Annotated in this window: 14 protein-coding genes and 1 rRNA gene; 5 read left to right on the top strand and 10 right to left on the bottom strand. The window is 67.6% G+C overall.

The window, feature by feature from the left end; translation table 11 throughout:
- Positions 1-41: 41 nt before the first annotated feature.
- From ACVOME_RS11610 to glyQ, 5 genes are all read right to left on the bottom strand, one after another.
- Positions 42-2,189 (bottom strand): S46 family peptidase, encoded by a 2,148-nt coding sequence (locus tag ACVOME_RS11610; protein ID WP_065181405.1) that lies wholly within the window; start codon positions 2,187-2,189, stop codon positions 42-44.
- 115 nt (positions 2,190-2,304) lie between these two features.
- Positions 2,305-6,162 (bottom strand): translocation/assembly module TamB domain-containing protein, encoded by a 3,858-nt coding sequence (locus tag ACVOME_RS11605; RefSeq protein ID WP_481505106.1) that lies wholly within the window; start codon positions 6,160-6,162, stop codon positions 2,305-2,307.
- On the bottom strand, positions 6,159-7,955 hold the full coding sequence (locus ACVOME_RS11600) for an autotransporter assembly complex protein TamA (RefSeq protein ID WP_053517726.1): 1,797 nt from the start codon (positions 7,953-7,955) through the stop codon (positions 6,159-6,161). The genes ACVOME_RS11605 and ACVOME_RS11600 overlap by 4 nt, the downstream gene beginning before the upstream one ends.
- Positions 7,956-8,131: 176 nt before the next feature.
- Entirely contained in the window at positions 8,132-10,207 is a 2,076-nt protein-coding gene (gene glyS, locus ACVOME_RS11595) for a glycine--tRNA ligase subunit beta (RefSeq protein ID WP_065181403.1), read from the bottom strand.
- Positions 10,208-10,291: 84 nt separating this feature from the next.
- Complete coding sequence (gene glyQ, locus ACVOME_RS11590; RefSeq protein ID WP_053517689.1) at positions 10,292-11,203, bottom strand: glycine--tRNA ligase subunit alpha; 912 nt, start codon at positions 11,201-11,203, stop codon at positions 10,292-10,294.
- 83 nt (positions 11,204-11,286) lie between these two features.
- Here glyQ and ACVOME_RS11585 point away from each other — a divergent pair, with 83 nt between their 5' ends.
- From ACVOME_RS11585 to ACVOME_RS11575, 3 genes are read left to right on the top strand one after another with little or no spacing between them, the layout of a single operon-like run.
- Positions 11,287-13,122: a GspE/PulE family protein gene (locus ACVOME_RS11585; RefSeq protein WP_111187173.1), complete on the top strand. Its 1,836-nt coding sequence runs from the start codon at positions 11,287-11,289 to the stop codon at positions 13,120-13,122.
- Positions 13,094-13,840, top strand: a complete 747-nt coding sequence (locus ACVOME_RS11580) for a glutamine amidotransferase (protein WP_053517686.1) — start codon at positions 13,094-13,096, stop codon at positions 13,838-13,840. The genes ACVOME_RS11585 and ACVOME_RS11580 overlap by 29 nt, the downstream gene beginning before the upstream one ends.
- A 49-nt stretch (positions 13,841-13,889) precedes the next feature.
- Complete coding sequence (locus ACVOME_RS11575; RefSeq protein WP_481505105.1) at positions 13,890-14,801, top strand: BPSS1780 family membrane protein; 912 nt, start codon at positions 13,890-13,892, stop codon at positions 14,799-14,801.
- A 43-nt stretch (positions 14,802-14,844) separates the two neighbouring features.
- Here ACVOME_RS11575 and tatC read toward each other — a convergent pair whose 3' ends face one another.
- The 4 genes from tatC to ACVOME_RS11555 all read right to left on the bottom strand — a co-directional run bounded on the left by tatC (position 14,845) and on the right by ACVOME_RS11555 (position 17,288).
- On the bottom strand, positions 14,845-15,594 hold the full coding sequence (gene tatC, locus ACVOME_RS11570; protein WP_010482410.1) for a twin-arginine translocase subunit TatC: 750 nt from the start codon (positions 15,592-15,594) through the stop codon (positions 14,845-14,847).
- Positions 15,591-16,076, bottom strand: a complete 486-nt coding sequence (gene tatB, locus ACVOME_RS11565; RefSeq protein ID WP_065181400.1) for a Sec-independent protein translocase protein TatB — start codon at positions 16,074-16,076, stop codon at positions 15,591-15,593. Before tatB ends, tatC begins: the two co-directional genes overlap by 4 nt.
- A 15-nt stretch (positions 16,077-16,091) precedes the next feature.
- Positions 16,092-16,319 carry a Sec-independent protein translocase subunit TatA gene (gene tatA, locus ACVOME_RS11560; protein WP_053517682.1) on the bottom strand — a complete coding sequence of 76 codons (228 nt, stop codon included), beginning with the start codon at positions 16,317-16,319 and terminating at the stop codon, positions 16,092-16,094.
- A 75-nt stretch (positions 16,320-16,394) separates the two neighbouring features.
- Positions 16,395-17,288, bottom strand: a complete 894-nt coding sequence (locus ACVOME_RS11555; protein ID WP_053517681.1) for a lipid-binding SYLF domain-containing protein — start codon at positions 17,286-17,288, stop codon at positions 16,395-16,397.
- Positions 17,289-17,454: 166 nt separating this feature from the next.
- Between ACVOME_RS11555 and hemH the strand changes: the two genes are divergently transcribed.
- Positions 17,455-18,417, top strand: coding sequence for a ferrochelatase (hemH, locus tag ACVOME_RS11550; protein WP_164150559.1), 963 nt, complete (start codon positions 17,455-17,457; stop codon positions 18,415-18,417).
- Complete coding sequence (locus ACVOME_RS11545; RefSeq protein ID WP_197571674.1) at positions 18,414-19,268, top strand: alpha/beta fold hydrolase; 855 nt, start codon at positions 18,414-18,416, stop codon at positions 19,266-19,268. Before hemH ends, ACVOME_RS11545 begins: the two co-directional genes overlap by 4 nt.
- 67 nt (positions 19,269-19,335) lie before the next feature.
- Here ACVOME_RS11545 and rrf read toward each other — a convergent pair.
- Positions 19,336-19,433 (bottom strand): 5S ribosomal RNA (rrf, locus tag ACVOME_RS11540); the annotation flags it as partial.

The following is a 19,433-nucleotide window of genomic DNA, read 5'->3' as shown; positions in this document are numbered from 1 at the left end:
CCTACGCGGTGCGGGCCACGACCGGGGTCGTGGCCGGCGTCTTACTGGGCCGGAACGCCCATTTCCTTCAACAGTTCCGGCGCCGGGTAGACCTTGGCCAGCAGCCAGCGCAGATAGCGCATGTCCACGTGCACGGCGCGCTTGTAGCGCGGATCGAACCACCAGCTGGCACTGACCGATTCCCAGTTGCTGTCGAAGTTCAGGCCAATCAGTTCACCCTTGGCATTGAGCACGGGCGATCCCGAGTTGCCGCCGGTGGTATCGAGGTTGGTCAGGAAGTTGACGGTCTGTGTCTTCAGGGCCGGATCGGCCGTGCTGCCGAAATCACCCTTGGCGATGGCGGCCAGCAGCGGAGCCGGCGCATCGAAGGGATAGGCGTTGGTGTTCTTCTCGACGATACCGGCCACCGTGGTCACCGGCGAGTAGGTCACGCCGTCACGCGGGTGCAGTGCCTCGACCTTGCCGTAGCTGATGCGCAGGGTACGGTTGGCATCCGGGTACACCGCGCGGCCCTGCTTGGCACGCCAGGCGAACAGCGCCTGCATGTAGGCCGGGCGCAGGCGCAGCTGCTCGCCTTCGCGGGTCTTGCTCTCGTTCTCGATGCGCAGCTGCGCCGCCACCAGCGGCGCGGCCACTGCGATCAGCGGATCGGGTGCCAGGGCCTTGCCATCGCGCGCAGCGGCGAAGCGCGAGAGACGCTGCGCCTCGTCGCCCAGCCGGGTGCTGGCGTAAAGCGTGTCCAGCGCCTGCGCCAGCTGCGCCGGGGTGCGGCCGAAGGCGGCATCGAACTCGGCCACGCGCTGCGCGTCCGGCAACTGCTGGTATCGCGTAAGCAGGGTGGTCAGCAGCGCCTTTTCGACCTCCGCTGCATACCGACGCTGCACCTGCTTGAGTACGCCCTCGATCATCGCCTGGTCGCGCTGCTGGTAACCGCTTTCGCGCTGTGCATCCGGCTTGGCCGACTCGATGCGCAGGCGTTCCAGCAGCAGCGCCGAGCGCAGCAGCTGGCTCTGGTTGGCCATCTGCTCCAGCAGCAGGTCGCGCTCACCCACCGCCGCACCCTGCGAGAGATTGGCCAGCAACGCCTGGATGTCACTCCGGTACCGGCGGTCGGTGGCCGCCAGCATGGCCGACTCGTCGGCAGCGCGCTGCGCCTTGGCATCGCTGCGCAGCAGGCCTTCCAGCTCACCGGCGGCGCGCTTGCGGTTGTTCTTCAGCGACTGCAGCTGCGAAGCGTAACGGGTACGCGCCTGCGCGTCCTTGGCAGTTGCCACCTCGATGGTGTCGATCATCTGCTGGAACACCGACACCCGGCGCGGCAACACCGCATCGACCTGGCTGGCGAACTCGGCCGCGGTGCGGTGGCGGTAGGTGATGCCCGGGTAACCGGCCAGCATCGCGTAATCGCCCTCCTTCGGACCTTCAACGGACATCTTCAGGTGCGCCGGTGGCTGATACGGCACGTTGTCCTTGCTGTACGCGGCCGGCTTGCCATCCTTGCCGACATAGGCACGCAGCAGAGTGAAATCGCCGGTATGGCGCGGCCACATGAAATTGTCGATCTCGTCGCCATAGTTGCCGATCGCACGCGGCGGCGCGTAGACCAGGCGCACATCGCTCAGTTCCAGCTGGGCAATGCGATAGAAATCGGTGCCGTAGTACATGTTGGCCACCGAGCAGCGCACGCTGCCGTTCTTCTCGCACTCCGCCACGATCCGCTTGCTGGCCGCATCGACCGCATCGAAGTACGCACGGCCGGTCTTGCCACGGGCATTGGCCAGCACCTGATCGGTCACCTTGTCGAAGCCGACGGTGACCAGCACACGGAAGTCCGGATTGGCCGGCCGCTCGTCGGCGCGCCCCTGAGCGATGAAGCCGTTGTCGATCAGGTTGTGCTCGGGCGAACTGTTGTACTGGATCACGCCCATCGCCACATGGTGGTTGGTCAACAGCAGTCCGTCGGCGGAAACGAACGAACCGGTGCCGCCGCCGGCCCGCACCACAGCGCTCAGCGGTGGTGCGGTGACGTTGGCCAGGTCAGCCGGATCGCCCATGAAGCCCGCTGCGCGCAGCGGCTTGGCCAGCTCCGGCAGCTGGGTCGGCATCCACATGCCTTCATCGGCATGGGCGCCCGCAGCGAGGGTGAGGCCCAGGGCCAGGGCGGCAGGAAGGGTTTTGCGTGGCGACATGAGGCGATCCGGTACGACAGAACAGCCCGGGACCATAGCCGCTGGGGCCGGCAGGGGCAACGGCCGATGGTTGGGGGCCGGGCGCGGCCCGGCGCTACCGGTCGATGGCGGCGGGTTACTTCTCCCGCCGCCAGTTGATCGAGCCGCGGTTTTCCACCGTGCTCGACTCCACTTCCACGTCGAAACCGCGGCGCAGCAGATACTTCAGGGTGATCACCGAACCGGCGCCGACCAGCGATACGCCATAGCCCACATACAGCTTGGGCGAGATGTACTTGCCCACGCCGATCACCGATCCGCCCAGCGCGCGCGACTGGCTCACGCCCGCATCGTCCAGGCCCAGCTTGGCCCCCAGCTGCGACGCCAGCAGGCCGCTGCCGGCCGACAGTGCGGCCGAGGCTGCATTGACCTGCTGGGCCTGGTCGCTGCTGGCACCGGTGAGGCTGCGGCCCAGCACCAGATAGGCCAGCGCTTCGGACTGCGACATCGCCGGGTCGGACCACACGTCCGCACGCGGCTGCTGTGCACGGCCGGTCACGTCGATGCCAGCGGTGACATCACCGATCCGGCGCTCGGCACGGATGTTGATGCGCGGGTCGGATACGGCGTTGTAGTTCCAGTTGAGGTTGCCGCGGGTGATGGTCAGGTCCTGGCCATAGGCCTTGTAGCGGCCACTGACCTCCAGCCCGCCATTGGCGGTCATCTCGCGACCGGGCTTGGCCCAGACCTGCATCTTGCCGGTCAGCGCGCCCTTCAGGCCGAAGCCGGTCATCTTCACCTTGTCGCCCAGGCTGACGGTCAGGTCCATGTCCAGCGGCGAGGTGCGCGATTCCTCCGGATCGGCCGGGTCCAGCACCACCACGTCCTCGGAAACCGACGTCCCGCGATCCAGCCGCTCAAGATCGATGTCCGCCTCCGGCACATGCACGGTGCCACGCAGCTCCATCGCGGCCTTGGCCAGGGTGAAGTCTAGATTGGGGTTGGCGACGATGCGCAGTTCGCTGGTATTGGACACCAGCACGTTCTCGCCGTGGATCTTCAGCTGCAGCGGCTGCGCATCACCGAACCAGGACAGGCCGCCATCGACATACAGCGTGCCCTGGCCCGAGTTGGCCTGCGCGGTGATCTTGGCCGAGCCGTCGGGCTGGGCGACGAAGCTGCCCTTGCCCTGGTCGAACGTCAGCCCCAGCGCGGGGAATTCGCCCTTGAAATTGCTCAGCTGCGCGTCGCCGCCCAGCGATGGCTGGCCACGGGTACCGCGCAGGCTGACGTGGCCCTCGATCAGGCCGGTCGGGCGCACGATGTCCGGCGAGAACAGCTCCAGCCAGTACAGCCGCGACATGTTGAGGTAGAGCTCACCGTTCAACGGCGCGCTGGCTTCCCAGCCGGTCTGCATCCTGGCATCGACGAAGCCGTTGCCCTGGAAGCCCATGCCCAGATAGCCCTTGATGCTGGCCGGGGTCATGTCCAGCTTCAGCGAGAACTGGTCATAACGCACCAGTTCGCCCCGGGTGCTGTCGCCACCGACGTTGCGGTTCTCGCCCAGGCGCACCCCGCCCTCCAGCGAACGCACTTCGACGTGTCCTTCCCACGCATTGCCGCGCGGCCGGATCTGCGCATCCAGACCGAGCTCGCCGCGCAGGTAGATGCGACGTCCGGACTGCGGCGGCAGCCATGGCTGCACCAGTGCCAGCGGCAACGCATCGCCGCGCACCACCAGGCCCTCGCGCGGCCAGTTCGCCTGCGCACAGAGCGCCCCGCTGCTGGCGGCAGCCAGGCAGGCCTCGGCCAGCGTGTAGCTGCCATTGTTGATGGCGAAGGCGGCCGGCGCGCGCAGCGCCCAGGCATCGCCCTTCACCGGTGCGATACGCAGCGAAGCCAGTTCGCCCCGCCATTGCTGGCCCTGCTGGCGCAGGCTGCCCTGCAGGTCGATCGCGCCCAGTTCGTTGCGGGTCTGTGCCGCCAGGCGCAGGTTCGACACGCTGCCCTGCGCATCGATGTTCAACCGTTCCAGCAGCATGCCGGCGTTGACCTGCTGTCCCTGCACGGCCAGCGTGCCGCTGTCGCCACGCCACGGCAGTCGCCCCTTGATGCTCAGGCTCTCGGCGCCATAGCCGTCCCAGTTGAGGTTGTTGCCGACCAGGTCGGCGGTGATGTCCGGTGCGTCACGCGGGCCGGTCACCTGTACCTGCCCGCGCAGGCCGCCATCGGCGCCAGGCAGCAGGTCGCTCAGCTGCAGCGGTTCGAAACGTGCGTCGATGTCCAGGCGGTCGCCCACCTTGCCCGAGGCGGTGACCCGGCTGCTGCCGACGGCCAGCTTCAGCTCGCCCTGGCCCTGTTCGCCCTGCAGCGCGAACTTGCCCTGCGCATCGAGGTTGCGCTGACGCAGCACGCCCTTCAGCGACGGCAGATCGACCGTGGCTTCCAGCGTGCCGGCAGTACCCGGCGGGGCATTTGCCGGCGGCGGCAGCTGGCGGCCCTTGGACGCCAAATTGCCCGACAGCCGGCCATTCCATCCAGGCACGAAATAGCCCGGATCGAAGTCCTTCAATGTGGCCTTGGCATCCCAGTCCAGCTGCGGGGCCCATGCCACCTGGCCCTCCACCTGCAACTGCCCGCCGGGCGTCTGCGCCTGCAGCTCGCGGATCGAGGCCGCCTGGTCGTTGCCGCGCACGTCGAAACGCAGCTGCGCCTTCTGCTGCTCACGCTCCACGTCGGCACGACCGATCGCAGCCCATGCCTTCAGCGTCCCTGCCAGGCCGAAGCGGGCTTCCTTCAGTGTCACCGGTACGGGCGGACCACCGGCGGTGTTCGGATCCTCCGCCGGCACCCAGGTCAGATCATGGGCAATGACCGAGAAATCGAGTTTCTGCTGGTCTTCCTGGCTGAAATCAGCGGTACCTTCCAGGCGTGCCTCGCCCCCCAGTCCCTTCACCACCAGCGGCGAGACCTTCAGCACCTGGTCCTGCAGCGAGATGACCGAGGGCGCCAGCTCCAGCGCCTGCTCGCCCTGCTTCACCGTGCCGCGCAGCTGGGCGTTGCCGCCCTTGCCGGTGGCGCTGAAATCCAGCGCGAGTGGCGCGATGGCCGAACCCGCGAGCGCTGGCGACAGCAGAGCCGGGTCCAGTTCGTCGCTGCGCACGGTCGCGCTCCAGCTCGGATCGGTCCGCCCGTCAAACACCAGCATCGCATGCAGCGGTTTGGGCGCGCGCCCGGCCACGGCCACTTCCATGTGCGCCAGATTGCCCCGTGCAACCAGGCCGAGCGTGGCGGCCGTGCGCCCACGCGGCGCCGGCAGCACCGCGGTGACGGTCACGTCGGTGTCGTAGTCCTTGGCCGGGATGTAGCGGCCCTGGGCGGTGAAGTTGCCCATATCGCTGTCCACGACCAGCGCGCGCGCCTGGAATTCGCCGTTGGCGATTTCCACGCCGCCGCGCACGCGGCTGATGTCGATCACCGGTTCACCGGCCTGGGTCACCCGGAAACCGTCGATGGCGATGGCGTCGGCCTGGATGGCCAGCGGCATCTCGATCTGCGGCAGCGAGTCCGGCCACGACGGCAGCTTGAACGGCTCCTCGCTCTTGGCCAGGTTCAGCGAGGCATTGGTCAGTTCCAGCCTGTCGAGCAGCAGTTTGCGGCCCAGCAGCGGGCGCAGGTCCGGCTCCAGGTACGCGCGCTCGGCATGGAAGTGGATGTCGTCATAGCGGAAGTCGACGTTGTGGAGCGTCAGCGGGCCGGCCACCGGTCCTTCCACCTTGTCCCAGGTGAAGCTGGCCCCCACCGGCAGGCGCGCGACCACCTGCGCCAGCAGCACGTCACGGCCGGCCACGGTCTGCAGCAGCCAGTACAGCAGCAGCAGGCCGAGCAGGACCAGACCCAGCACGCCCACGCCGGACCATGCCCAGAAGCGGCGGCGGCGATAGAAGCGCACGCGCGGCGGCGGTGTTCCCGGGGTCTGTGCGGGCGTGCTCACAGGTCCGCTCCGATATTCAGATACAGCTGGAACTGCGAATCCGGGTTGTTCAGGCCGTGGGCCACGTCGATGCGCACCGGGCCCACCGGCGACTTCCAGCGCACGCCGAAGCCCACACCGGTATGCAGGTCGATGGTGTTGTCGAAGGCACTGCCGGTATCGACGAATACCGCCGCACCCCAGGGGCCACCGTTGAAGTAGTGCTCGTACTCGGCCGAGCCGATCACCAGGTTCTTGGCACCCAGCGCGTACTTGTCCGGCGCGGGCGTGCGCGGGCCCACCTCGCGGTAGGCATAGCCACGGATGCTGCGGTCACCGCCAGCGAAGTAGCGCAGGCTGGGTGGCATCGCCACCAGATCGCTGGTCCAGGTGGTGCCCCCCTCGCCACGCAGGATCAGGCGGTTGCTTTCGCCCACCGGAACGTACCAGCGAAGCACGGCATTGGCCTGCACGAAGCTGGTATCGGAGCCGGCGCCTTCAACGCCCGCGCGCACGGTGGCCGTGCCGCTGATGCCTTTGCGCGGGAACATCTCGTCATCGACATTGACGTAGTCGGCCACCAGCTGCGGATAGACCAGCGTGGAGGTGTTGTAGACCGCGTCGGTGAACTCGGTACCCGATGCATAGCGCCAGCGCTCGCGCAGCGCGTTGACCGACGCGATCGCGGTCCAGTATTCGTTGATCTCGCCGCTGCGGCTGGCGATCAGCTTGAAGTTGCGCAGGTCGATGTAGTCGGTCTGCTCGTCGTAGGCGCTGGCGGCGAAGGTATACCAGCCATCAAGCCAGGCGAACGCGGGAATCCGGTAGCTGGTCACCAGGCTCTTGCGCTTCTGCGCATAGTCCAGCTGGGTGTTCATCTTGTGGCCGCGGTTGTTGAGGAACCGCCGCTCGACACCGCCGCGTACACCGGGACCACTCTCGCTGCCGTAGCTCAGGCCCGCGGTGTAGATCGTGCGCTTGGCACGGGTCAGCTTGACGTCGACCGGAACCTCACCATTGTCGTCGGCCTGGTCCGGCCGCGGCTGGATGTCGATCACGCTGAAGTAGTCGAGCTTGGTCAGCGACTCGCGCAGCCGGTCCAGCTTGCCTTCGTGGTAGTAGCTGCCCTGTTCCCAGTACACCAGCGGATCGAACAGCTTGTCGACGAAGTAATCCTGCTCGAACCGGACCGGGCCCATGTTGTATCGGCGGCCGCTGTCCCAGGTCAGGTCGATGTCCGCGGCGTTGTCGGCGCGGGTGATCTGTACCTGGCGCTGGGTGTAATCGGCATCGAAGTAGCCACGCTCCGCCAGGCGGCGGGTGATGGTGATCTTGCTGGCTTCGTACTGGGTATGTTCGAAACGCTGGCCCTTGCGTGGCTTGAAGGCGGTCAGGTCATCCTGCAGGTACTGGTCGTACATGGCCGGGCCGGTGATGTCGATGTGCTCGCGCCGCACCGTCACCGGCGTGCCCTTGTCGACGTGGATCAGCACCTGCACATGCTCGTCCTGGCGCGGCGCCTCCACCGTGATCACCGGGTTGTAGTACCCGAACGGCTCCAACGCCTGCCGGGTCTGCCGCTCGGCCTGTGACAGCAGGTACTCCAGCCGCGATTCACCCTGCTCCTTGCCGATGGTGTCGTACAGCGTGAGCGATTCCTGGATGTTCTCGATGATCGCGGCGTCGTCGCCCTTGTCCAATCCCTTGATGTCCACCTTGTCGATGGTGCCGCGCGCGTGGGCCACGGGGGTGGCGACCAGCGACAGGACCATCAGCGGCAGGGCGTATTTCTTTGGCTGCATGCGGCACAGCATACCGACCCAACGTGACGATGCGAAATGCATCACGCCTTCAGGCATCGGTTGTTAAGTGGCGGTCAAAATACGCGTTACCGACATCATCCGCATGATGTCGGTAACGCCGGGCCATGCCCGGCGGCTTCTTCCAGCACCACACCGCGCGTTCGCCGGGCGTGGCCCGGCGCGACCACTCAGCTCGACAGATGCTCGATCGCGGCGACCTTGCCCAGTCGCTCGCCCAGCAGGGTCAGCAGCGCCAGGCGATTGCCGCGCAGTGCGGGGTCTTCGGCATTGACCATCACACCATCGAAGAATGCATCGACCTGCGGGCGCAGGCGGGCCAGGCGGGCCAGCACGGCCACGTAGTCCTTCTGATGCAGGCTGGCGCCCGTGTCGTCGATGGCGGCGGTGACGGCTTCGGCCAGCGCGCGCTCGGCCTCCTCCTGCAGCAGCGACGGGTCGATCTGGCCCGGAATGTCGCCTTCAGCCTTACGGAGGATGTTGCGGATGCGCTTGTTCGCGGCGGCCAGGGCCTCGGCCTCGGGCAGCGCTGCAAACGTGCCGATCGCGTCGAGGCGGCGATCGAAGTCGTACAGCGACGCCGGCTTCAGTTCGGCGACCGCGTTGAAGTGGGTGGCCGGCACGCCCTTGTCGGCGTAATAGCCCTTCAGGCGATCCAGGATGAAGTCGTACAGCTCACCCACATCGGCCTGCACGCCACGCGCAGCCAGGCCCTGGTTGGCGCTGGCCAGCAGCGCGCGCAGGTCCAGCTCGAAGCCACTCTCGATGATCGTACGGGCCAGGCCCAGTGCGTTGCGGCGCAGGGCGAAGGGATCCTTGTTACCGGTCGGCTTCAGGCCCGCCGCGAACCCGCCGGCCAGTGTGTCCACACGCTCGGCGATGGCCAGCACCTTGCCCAACGGCGACAGCGCGATGTCATCGCCACCGAAGCGCGGCTGGTACGCCTCGTCGAGGGCCAGCGCCACGTCCGGCGATTCTCCGCCCGCCACCGCGTAATGGCGGCCGGCGATGCCCTGCAGTTCCGGGAACTCGTTGACCATGCGCGACTGCAGGTCGTTCTTGGCCAGCTCGGCGCTGCGGCGGGCCTGCACCGGATCGGCACCCACCTGCACGGCAACCGCTTCGGCCAGCGCCGCCACGCGCGCGACCTTGTCCGCCACGCTGCCCAGCTTGGCCTGGTAGGTCACGGTCTTCAGGCCCTCGCCCATCGCGGCCAGCCCCTGCTTCAGGTCTTCATCGAAGAAGAACTTGGCATCGGCGAAGCGCGGGCGGATCACGCGTTCGTAGCCCTTGGCCACTTCGGCCACATCCTTCGACTCGATGTTGGCGATGCCGATGAACTTCTCGGTCAGCGTGCCCGCGTCATCCAGCACCGGGAAGAACTTCTGGTTGATCTCCATCGTTTCGATCAACGCTTCCTGCGGCACGGCCAGGAAGGCGCGCTCGAAGCTGCACAGCACTGCCGAGGGCCACTCGACCAGGTTCACCACCTGCTCAAGGTTGTCCTCGGTGATGCGCGCACTGCCGCCAGCCTTGCCGGCGGCGGCTTCGACCTCGGCGACGATGCGTGCGCGGCGCTCGGCCGGGTCGACCAGCACATGGGCCGCGCGCAGCGATTCGACGTAGTCCTGCGGCTGGGTCAGCCACACGGTCTTGTCATGGTGGAAGCGATGGCCACGGCTCATGCGGTCGGCCTTGAGGCCGAACAACTCGGCCGCGACCACGTCCTTGCCGTGCAGCAGCACCAGCCAATGCACCGGCCGCGCGAAGCCCCACGGGTGGTCGCCCCAGCGCATCGGCTTGGGGATCGGCATGGCGGCGATGGCCTCGCGCAGGATCTCGGGCAGCAGATCGGCGGTGCTCGCGCCCGGCGTCACCGCGCGATGCACGAAACGCTCACCCTTGTTGTCGGTGGTCTTCTCCAGCGCGGTCCAGTCGATGCCGGCCTTGGCGGCGAAGCCCTGCAATGCCTTGGTCGGCTGGCCTTCGGCATCCAGCGCGATGTTCAGGTACGGGCCCAGCACTTCGCTGTGCTGCTCCGGCTGTTCCAGGCCGACGCCCGGCAGCAGCACGGCCAACCGGCGCGGGGTGGACAGCGGGCGTGCATCGCCCGTGTCCAGGGCGATGCCGCGCTTGCGCAGGCCTTCGACAACACCGTCGAAAAACGCCTGGGCCAGGCCCGGCAGCGCCTTGACCGGCAACTCCTCGGTGCCCAGTTCGATCAGCAGGGGGGACAATTGGCTCATCGGTTCGATCCTGTGGTGGGGGGCGCAGCGCGCAACGCGTCCGGCGCCCCGGGGTGTGATGAAAAGCAGGGTGGAGAGCGGCCGTCAGGCTTTCTTCGCGCCCGGGAAGCCCAGCTTCTCGCGCTGCTCGTAATAGGCCCGGGCCACCGCCTGGGCCAGCGCACGCACGCGCAGGATGTAGCGTTGGCGTTCGGTCACGCTGATGGCGCGGCGCGCATCCAGCAGGTTGAACGTGTGGCTGGCCTTCATCACCTGCTCGTAGGCCGGCAGCGGCAGGCCCACTTCGACCAGCTTCTGCGCCTCACGCTCGCAGGCGTCGAAGCGGTGGAACATTTCTTCCACGTCGGCATGCTCGAAGTTGTAGGTGCTCTGCTCCACCTCGTTCTGGTGATAGACGTCACCGTAGGTCACCGGCTGTCCGTCCGGCCCGTAGGTCCACACCAGGTCGTAGACGTTGTCGCAGTTCTGCAGGTACATGCACAGGCGCTCGAGACCGTAGGTGATCTCGCCCAGCACCGGGCGGCACTCCAGGCCACCGGCCTGCTGGAAGTAGGTGAACTGGGTCACTTCCATGCCGTTGAGCCAGACCTCCCAGCCCAGGCCCCAGGCACCCAGGGTCGGCGACTCCCAGTTGTCCTCGACGAAGCGCAGGTCGTGCACCAGCGGGTCGATGCCCAGCGCCTGCAGCGAATCCAGGTACAGCTGCTGGATGTTGTCCGGCGCCGGCTTCATCGCCACCTGGTACTGGTAATAGCGCTGCAGGCGGTTCGGGTTCTCGCCGTAACGGCCGTCGGTGGGACGGCGCGAGGGCTGCACGTAGGCCGCGTTCCAGCCTTCCGGACCGATCGCACGCAGGAAGGTCGCCGGGTGGAACGTACCGGCGCCCACCTCCAGGTCGAGCGGCTGGATGAGCACGCAGCCCTGCTGGGCCCAGAACTGGTTCAGGGTCTGGATCAGGCCCTGGAAGGTGATCGGAACGGTCGGGGTCGCGGACATGCGGACGATTCTTGGCCGGCAAGGGGGTGCGCTAGTATAACGGCCGACCTGCGGGGCATTCCGTACCCGGGAGGAGCAGGCAGATGGAACATCGGCTGCCGGCGGGCACGCCCGGCGAGCCCGGCGCGGTACCGCTGCCGTGGGGCCGCCTGCTGTTTGAACAGGTCTCGGCCGCACTGCTGGCCGATGGCCTGGTGGCCGGGCAGGACCGCGAGCGCGTGCGGTTTTCCGCGCAGGGCGCCCGCAACGCCAGTGAAGTCCATCCGCTGGTACTGCTGTCCAACCTCAAGCTTGCCGCCAGCGATGGCGGCGAACTGACCCTGGAACGCCTCACCGAGTGGCTGGCGCGACGCACCGGCACCCGCTACCTGCGCATCGACCCGACCCGCGTCGATGTGGCGGCGGTCACGGCCCTGGTTTCGCACGCCTATGCGCGCCGCCATCGCTTCCTGCCACTGGCGGTGGACGCCGAACGCGTGCTGGTGGCCACCAGCGAACCGCTGGTACAGGAATGGCGCCGCGACCTGCAGCACCTGACCCGCCGCCGCATCGAGCTGGCCGTGGTCAATCCGCTGGACCTGCACCGCTACACCATGGAGTTCTACGGCGTCACGCGCTCGGTGCGTGGCGCGCGCGGCGACGTGCGCGGCGAGGTGAACACCGCCCTGCCCAGCTTCGAGCAGCTGGTCGAGCTCGGCCGCACCGGCGACGTCAATGCCGACGACCAGCACATCGTGCACATCGTCGACTGGCTGCTGCAGTACGCCTATGAGCAGCGTGCGTCGGACATCCACCTGGAACCGCGCCGCGACATGGGCCGCATGCGGTTCCGCATCGATGGCGTGCTGCATAAGGTGTTCGAGGTGCCTCCGGCGGTGATGACCGCCGTGGTCAGCCGCATCAAGGTGCTGGGCCGCATGGACCTGGCCGAGCGTCGCCGGCCGCAGGATGGCCGCATCAAGACCCGGTCACCGGGTGGGCGCGAGGTGGAAATGCGCCTGTCGACCATGCCCACAGCGTTCGGCGAGAAGTGCGTGATGCGCATCTTCGACCCGGATGCGGCGTTCAAGAGCATCGACCAGCTGGGTTTCAGCCCGCAGGAGGCTGCCGGCTGGAACGCCCTGGTCGAGCGTCCGCACGGCATCGTGCTGGTGACCGGCCCGACCGGCTCCGGCAAGACCACCACCCTCTACTCCACGCTCAAGCGCCTGGCCACCCCGGACGTGAACGTGTGCACGGTGGAGGATCCGATCGAGATGATCGCGCCGGAGTTCAACCAGATGCAGGTGCAGACCAACATCGACCTGGACTTCGCCAGCGGCGTACGCACCCTGCTGCGGCAGGATCCGGACATCATCATGATCGGCGAGATCCGCGACCTGGAAACCGCGCAGATGGCGGTACAGGCGTCGCTGACGGGCCATCTGGTGCTGTCCACCCTGCACACCAACGACGCCCCCTCGGCCATCACCCGCCTGCTCGACCTGGGCGTGCCGCATTACCTGCTGGCCTCCACCGTCAACGGCATCCTCGCCCAGCGCCTGGTGCGCACCCTGTGCCCGCACTGCAAGCAGCCGCATACGCTCGGTGCCGCCGATTGGGCGGTACTGGCTGATAGCCATGCCGCATATCCAGATGCCGCCACGCCCTGTCGGCCGGTCGGTTGCCTGGAGTGCCGGCGCACCGGTTTCCTCGGCCGCATCGGCCTGTATGAGTTGCTGCCATTGGGTTCGCGGCTTCGCGCGCAGATCCGCGCCGACATGGATCTGGCCGGTTTCAGCCGTGCCGCCCGTGCCGAGGGCCTGCGGACCCTGCGCCAGGCGGGGCTTGAAAAGGTGGCGCAGGGGCTGACTACAATCGAGGAAGTCCTGTCTGTCCTGCCGCCCCCGGATGAACCCAGCGCCCTTCCTGATTCTTGAAACCGGCCGTCCAGTGCCCTCGCTGCGTCGTTATGGGCGTTTCCCGCACTGGATCCGCGTCGCCGCCGGCCTGGAAGAACACGAGACGGTGGTGGTCGATGTCGAACACGGCGGCGTCCTGCCCGACCCGCGCGCGTTCGCCGGGGTGATGGTGACCGGCTCGGCCGCTTTCGTCACCGACCACGCCGACTGGAGCGAGCGCAGCGCGGCGTGGCTGCGGCAGGCCGCCCACGATGACGTGCCGGTGTTCGGCATCTGCTACGGGCACCAGCTGCTGGCGCATGCGCTGGGCGGCGAAGTGGCCTACAACCCGGCCGGACGCGAGTCGGGCACCATTGAACTGGAGCTGCAGCCGCAGGCAGCACAGGACCCCCTGTTCCAGGGGCTGCCGCAGCATTTCGCGGCGCACGCGACCCATCTGCAGACCGTACTGCGTGCCCCCGAGGGGGCCGCCGTGCTGGCACGCTCGCCGCAGGATGGCTGCCATGCCTTCCGCTGGGGCCGGCAGGCGTGGGGCGTGCAGTTCCATCCCGAGTTCGCCACCCACCACATGCGCGGCTACGTGCGTGCGCGGGCCGACTGCATCGGCCGCCATGGTGGCTGCGCCCGCAGCATCGAGCGCGCGGTCAGCGCCGCCCCCCTGGCCCGGCAGCTGCTGCGCCGTTTCGTCCGCCAGGCACGGCAGTCTTCAGCCCAGCCGGCGGCAAAACAGGGATAATCGGCGGCGCGGGTACTGCCCGCTCCCCTTCTGTCCTCTCCGGATGTCCATGAAAGAGATTCGCAAGCTGCCGGCCTCGGCGGGCGCCCAGTGGTTGCTGGATACGTTCTCCCTGTACCGGCGTGCACCGCTGCAGCTGGCGCGGATCGGCCTGACCTGGATGCTGGTCAGCTGGGTGGTCACCCTGCTGTCCACCCTGGTGCCCGGCGCGCTGGGCCTGGCCGTGCAGCTGATGACCCTGGCCGTCTCGCCGATCATGTTCGGCGGCATGCTGTACGCCATGGGCGAGATCGACGACGGCCGGCCCGGCCTGGTCACCCACCTGCTGCAGCCGATCCGTGACCACCGCGTCAGCCACCTGCTGGTGCCGCTGGCGATCCAGGTGCTGGTGGTCCTGCTGCTGGGCGTGCTGCTGTACCTGATGATCGGTCGCGAAGGCTTCGCCGCCTTCAGCAACGTCATGGCACGGATGGAAGAGATCGCCCGCAGCAACCAGCAGGTCAGCCCCGAAGCCGCCGCCGAACTGGTCGCCCAGCTGCCGGCCACGCGCATCGCACTGTGGATGCTGCTGGTGTTCGTGACCGCCATCGCCCTGACCCTGGCTATGTTCACCCAGCCAGCGCTGGTGGTGTTCGACAAGCAGAGCGGCATGCACGCGCTGCGCCTGAGCCTGCAGGGCTGCATCGAGAACATCGCGGCGATGGCGGTGTTCGCTGTGCTCGGCGTGATCGCCGCCTTCTGCGGCTACATCCTGTTCGTGATCGTGATCCAGATCGCGATGCTGCTGGGGGGGCAGATGGTGGCTGTGTTCATCGCACAGCTGCTGCTGACCACCGTGGTGATGCCGCTGTACGTCGGCGCGGTGTATGCCGCCTGGAAGCAGATGTTCGTGCACCGTGGCAGCCGTGGCGCTCCGCCGGTTCCGGCCACGCCGCCGGCGAACGACGTCTTCCACGCCTGAGCACGCCCAACGGTAGCGCCGAGCCATGCCCGGCGCTGCCGCATCACGCGGCGGGCTTCTTCACCACCGAGGACGGCACCAGCCATCGCGCGGCATGGATGCCCAGTTCGTACAGCAGGCACATCGGGATCGCCAGCATCAGCTGCGAGACCACGTCAGGCGGCGTCAGCACGGCCGCCACCACGAAGATGCCCACGATCGCGTAGCCACGGCCCTCCTTGAACTGCTGCGGCGTCACCCATCCCAGCAGTACCAGGATCACCATCGCCACCGGCAGCTCGAAGCTGCCACCGAAGGCGAAGAAGATCGCCAGCACGAAATCCAGGTAGGCGTTGGCATCCGGAGTGATCGCGATCACATCGGGGCTGAAGGTGGTGAGGAAGTGGAACACCGCCGGCAACACCAGGAAATACGCGAAGGCGCAACCGGTGTAGAAAAGCAGCACCGACGACACCAGCAGGGGCACCGCCAGGCGTTTTTCGCGGGCATACAGTCCCGGCGCGACGAAGGCCCACAACTGGTACAGCAGCCACGGCACCGCCACGAACAGCGCGACGAAGAAGGTCAGCTTCAACGGAGCGAAGAAGGCGCCGGCCGGGTTGGTGGCGATCATCGTCTGGCCGTTCGGCAGCTGCGAGACCAGCGGTTCGGCCAGCGCGTTGTACAACTTCTGGGTAAAGGGCAGCAGTGCCAGCAGCACCACGCCCAGGCCCAGCAGCGCACGCACCAGGCGGCCGCGAAGCTCCACCAGATGCTCAACCAGCGAGCTCTCGCCGAAATCCTGTTCGCTCATCGGCCGCGCTCCTCGCTCTGCGACGCTGGCACCGGACGGGTGTCGTCTACATCCGCTGCGGATGCAGCGGACGCCCCGCCGGCATCGGCCGCAGTGCCGTCGCCCATGGACGCGGGAGGTGCAGCCTGCTGTGCCTGGCTGACATGCGGCGGCAGGTCCGCCGGCGCCGGTGCCCGCGTCTCCTGCGCCAGCGCATCACCCTGCTGCTGTGCCTGCGCGGCTTCGCGCCGGATCGCCTCGCCGCTGGCACGCAACTGGTTCTCGGTGTCCTGCATGCCCTGCCGCACGTCCTGCATCTGCCGCTTGATCTCTTCGGCCTGCAGTTCGCGCTCCAGTTCCTGTTTCACCGAGTCCCACTGATTGCGGGCACGACGGACCCACAGGCCGGCAAAACGGGCCGCCTTGGGCAGACGCTCGGGACCGAGCACCACCAGGGCGACCACCGCAATGACCAGCAGTTCGCTGAAGCCGATATCAAACACCGCGACCGCTCCGGATCAGCGTGCGTTGCGGTCGTGCTCGTCCTGCGCGGTGCGCGAGGCGTCCTGGCTGCGCGTCTCATCGCCCAGCTGCGCGTTCGGCTTGTCCTCGTCGCGCATGCCCTTCTTGAATTCCTTGACCGCCGAACCGAGGTCCTTGGCGCCGCTGGTCAGACGCTTGGTGCCGAACACCAGCAGGACGATGGCCAGCACGACCAACCAATGCCAGATGCTGAAACTGCCCATAAAGACGCTCGTTACGTTAGTGATCAGGCTGTCGAGCATAGCGCACCGGCCGTTAGCCGGCGCGCGTGACGAAAGTCAGTTCCCGCCCAGCGTCTCCGTGCGGATTTCGCCTTCATTGACCGGCTGGAAGCCCTGCTGCTGTGGCGGCGGGTTCTGCGGCACGTTCTGCAGGGGCGCGGTGGTGGCTTCCGCCGGGACCGCCGGGGCTGCCTGAACAGGCGGCGGTGCGACCGTCGGCGCCGGAGCCGGGCGCGAGGCCGTGCCACCATTGCCACCGCGGTTGTTGCGCGCGGCATAGGTCGCCTCCTCCAGGCGATCACGGAAGGCGACCACATCCATCGACGGCGCACCTGCTGCCCGGCCCTCGAAGATCATCCGCGGCGTGGTGTTGCTGCCATAGGCGTCAAGGTTGGCGGCATCGTCGATCTGCAGCACCGCACCGTCCAGGGCGACGCCGGCGAACAGGCCACGCGCACGCGACCACGACCAGATTTCGGCCTTGAGCTGGCCGTCGGTGGCCGCGGCCGCATTGCGGCCGACCGGACCGGCCGCCACACCGGCATCGGCGCCCAGGGTGAACTTGCCGTTGACCAGGTTGTCCAGGCTGCGGTCGTTGCGGAACACCAGCACCACGTCCGACGACTGCACGCCGGCCTGGAAGCCAATGCTGCCGCCGGTGAGCTTGACGAAGACCGGGTTGGACCAAGCGCCGTTCGGCATGCGGACCGACATCAGGCCATGGCCACGGCGGCCACCAATGACCAGGCCTGCCTTGATCGTGTCGGGAATGACGATGACCGCGCGGCCTTCGTCGAGCAGTTTGTCCGGAATCCCCTGTTCAGGGATTTCCTGGATTTCAGCCAGCACACGCACCGCGTTGCGGGCGCGCTGGTCTTCCTGCGGCCCGGCCATGGCCTGGCTGGACAGCAGGCTGGCGGCGATCAGCAGGGCTTGGATCGGGCGACGCATGGCAGGCTCCAGAAGTCAGTCCATAGGAAGATATAGCAAGTGACTGAAATTAGTAGTGTTGTGATGAATCGGCAATGAGCGTCATCGGTCCCGCATCGGAGATGACTATGCCTGCGATGCAGATCCTGCATCCCGATACAGCGGCAGATCGGCGACAATGAGACCCATGCTCGACGCACCCGATACCGCCGTGCTGGCGGTCAACCTAGGCACGCCCGAGACGCCGACGGCCCCCGCCGTACGCCGTTACCTGGCTGAGTTCCTGTCCGACCCGCGCGTGGTGTCGATTCCGGCGCTGCTGTGGCAGCCGCTGCTGCGCGGCCTGATCCTGCCATTGCGCAGCGGCCGCTCGGCCGCCAAGTACGCCCAGGTCTGGCTGCCCGAGGGCTCGCCGCTGATGGTCCATACCCGGCGGCTGGCGCAGGCGATGCAAGCTCTGCTGCCGACCCTGCGCGTGCGCCATGCGATGCGCTATGGCGAACCCGCATTGACCGCGGAACTGGACCGGCTGGCGGCGGAAGGCGTGCGGCGCATCGTCGTGCTGCCGCTCTATCCCCAGTATTCGACCACCACCACCGCATCGGTGGAGGATCGTGTCGATGCCTGGCAGCGCAGGAATCCGGGCATCACGGTCAGCCTGGTACAGGACTACTCGGTCGACCCGGACTGGGTCGCAGCCGTGGCAGCCTCCATCCAGCGCTACTGGCAGGCGCATGGCCGTGGCCAGATGTTGATGTTCTCCTTCCACGGCATTCCACAGCGCCTGGCCGATGGCGGTGATCCCTACCCGCAGCGCTGCGAAGCCAGTGCGCAGGCGATCGCCAATGCGCTGGGCCTGGAACGGAGCGAGTGGCAGCTCGGCTACCAGTCGCGTTTCGGGCGCGAGCGCTGGTTGCAGCCGTATGCCGAACCCAGCCTGTGGGCGCTGGCCGAGGCCGGCGTGAAGCAGATCGACGTGGTCTGCCCCGGCTTTGCCACCGACTGCCTGGAAACGCTGGAAGAAGTCGAGATGGGATTCACTGAAACCCTCGCCGAACGCGGCGCACGGATGCGTTACATCCCCTGCCTCAACGATGGATCCGAGCACGCGCGTGCCTTGGCACGGCTGGCCGTGGCCTCGCTGGCATGAGCCTGCAGGGGTTCGAACTCGAGGTCGGCGGCGCGCGCGTGGCCGGCCTGCGCAATCACGGGGACGGCCCGCGTGTGCTCGCCCTGCACGGATGGCTGGATAACGCCGCCAGCTTCGTGCCACTCGCACCGCATCTGCCCCATCTGGATCTGGTGGCCATCGACCTGCCTGGCCATGGCCACAGCGCCCATCTCCCGGCCGGCGCCAGCTACACCACCGCTGCCGCGATCTGCCACGTGCTTGACGTGGCCGACGCGCTGGGCTGGGAGCGTTTCAGCCTGCTCGGCCACTCGATGGGCGCGGGCATCGCCAGCCTCACTGCGGCGGTCAGTGACCGCATCGAACGCCTGGTCGCCATCGAAGCGCTGGGTGGCCTGCGGGGACCGGAAGAGGACACCGCGCATCGGCTGCGTGAGCATGTGACTGCCACGCGCGCGCTATCGCGCAAGCAGCTCAGGGTCTTTCCCGATCTTGCCGCGCCGATCCGCGCGCGGATGATGACCAACCAGCTCAGTGAAGGCTGCGCGCGCCTGCTGGTCGAGCGCGGGGTCGAACCCGTAGAGGGCGGCTATCGCTGGTGCAGCGATCCGCGCCTGATGCTGCCCACCGCCATCCGGCTCAGCGAGGGCCAGATCGACAACCTGCTGCAGGCCATCGCCTGCCCTACGCAGGTGATCTACGCGACTCCCGCGCAGTCGTACTATCCCGAGCCGATGCGCAGCGAGCGACTGCAGCACCTGCGCGACGGGCGCCTGGCCGTGTTTCCGGGCAACCATCACCTGCATATGGAAGCGCCCGCCCAGATCGCGGCAGTGATCCAGCCGTTCCTGGGACACGGCAGCGCCGGCTGAAACATCGGCTGCTGAAACGCATAAAGAAAAACCCCGCTGCGTGAGCAGCGGGGTTTTTGGGTATAAACCCTGGCGATGACCTACTCTCGCATGGCTTGAGCCACACTACCATCGGCGCAGCTGCGTTTCACTTCCGAGTTCGGGATGGGATCGGGTGGTTCCACA

The sequence above is a fragment of the Stenotrophomonas sp. STEN008 genome (assembly GCF_056760435.1).
This window is presented reverse-complemented; position numbering and strand designations above follow the sequence as displayed.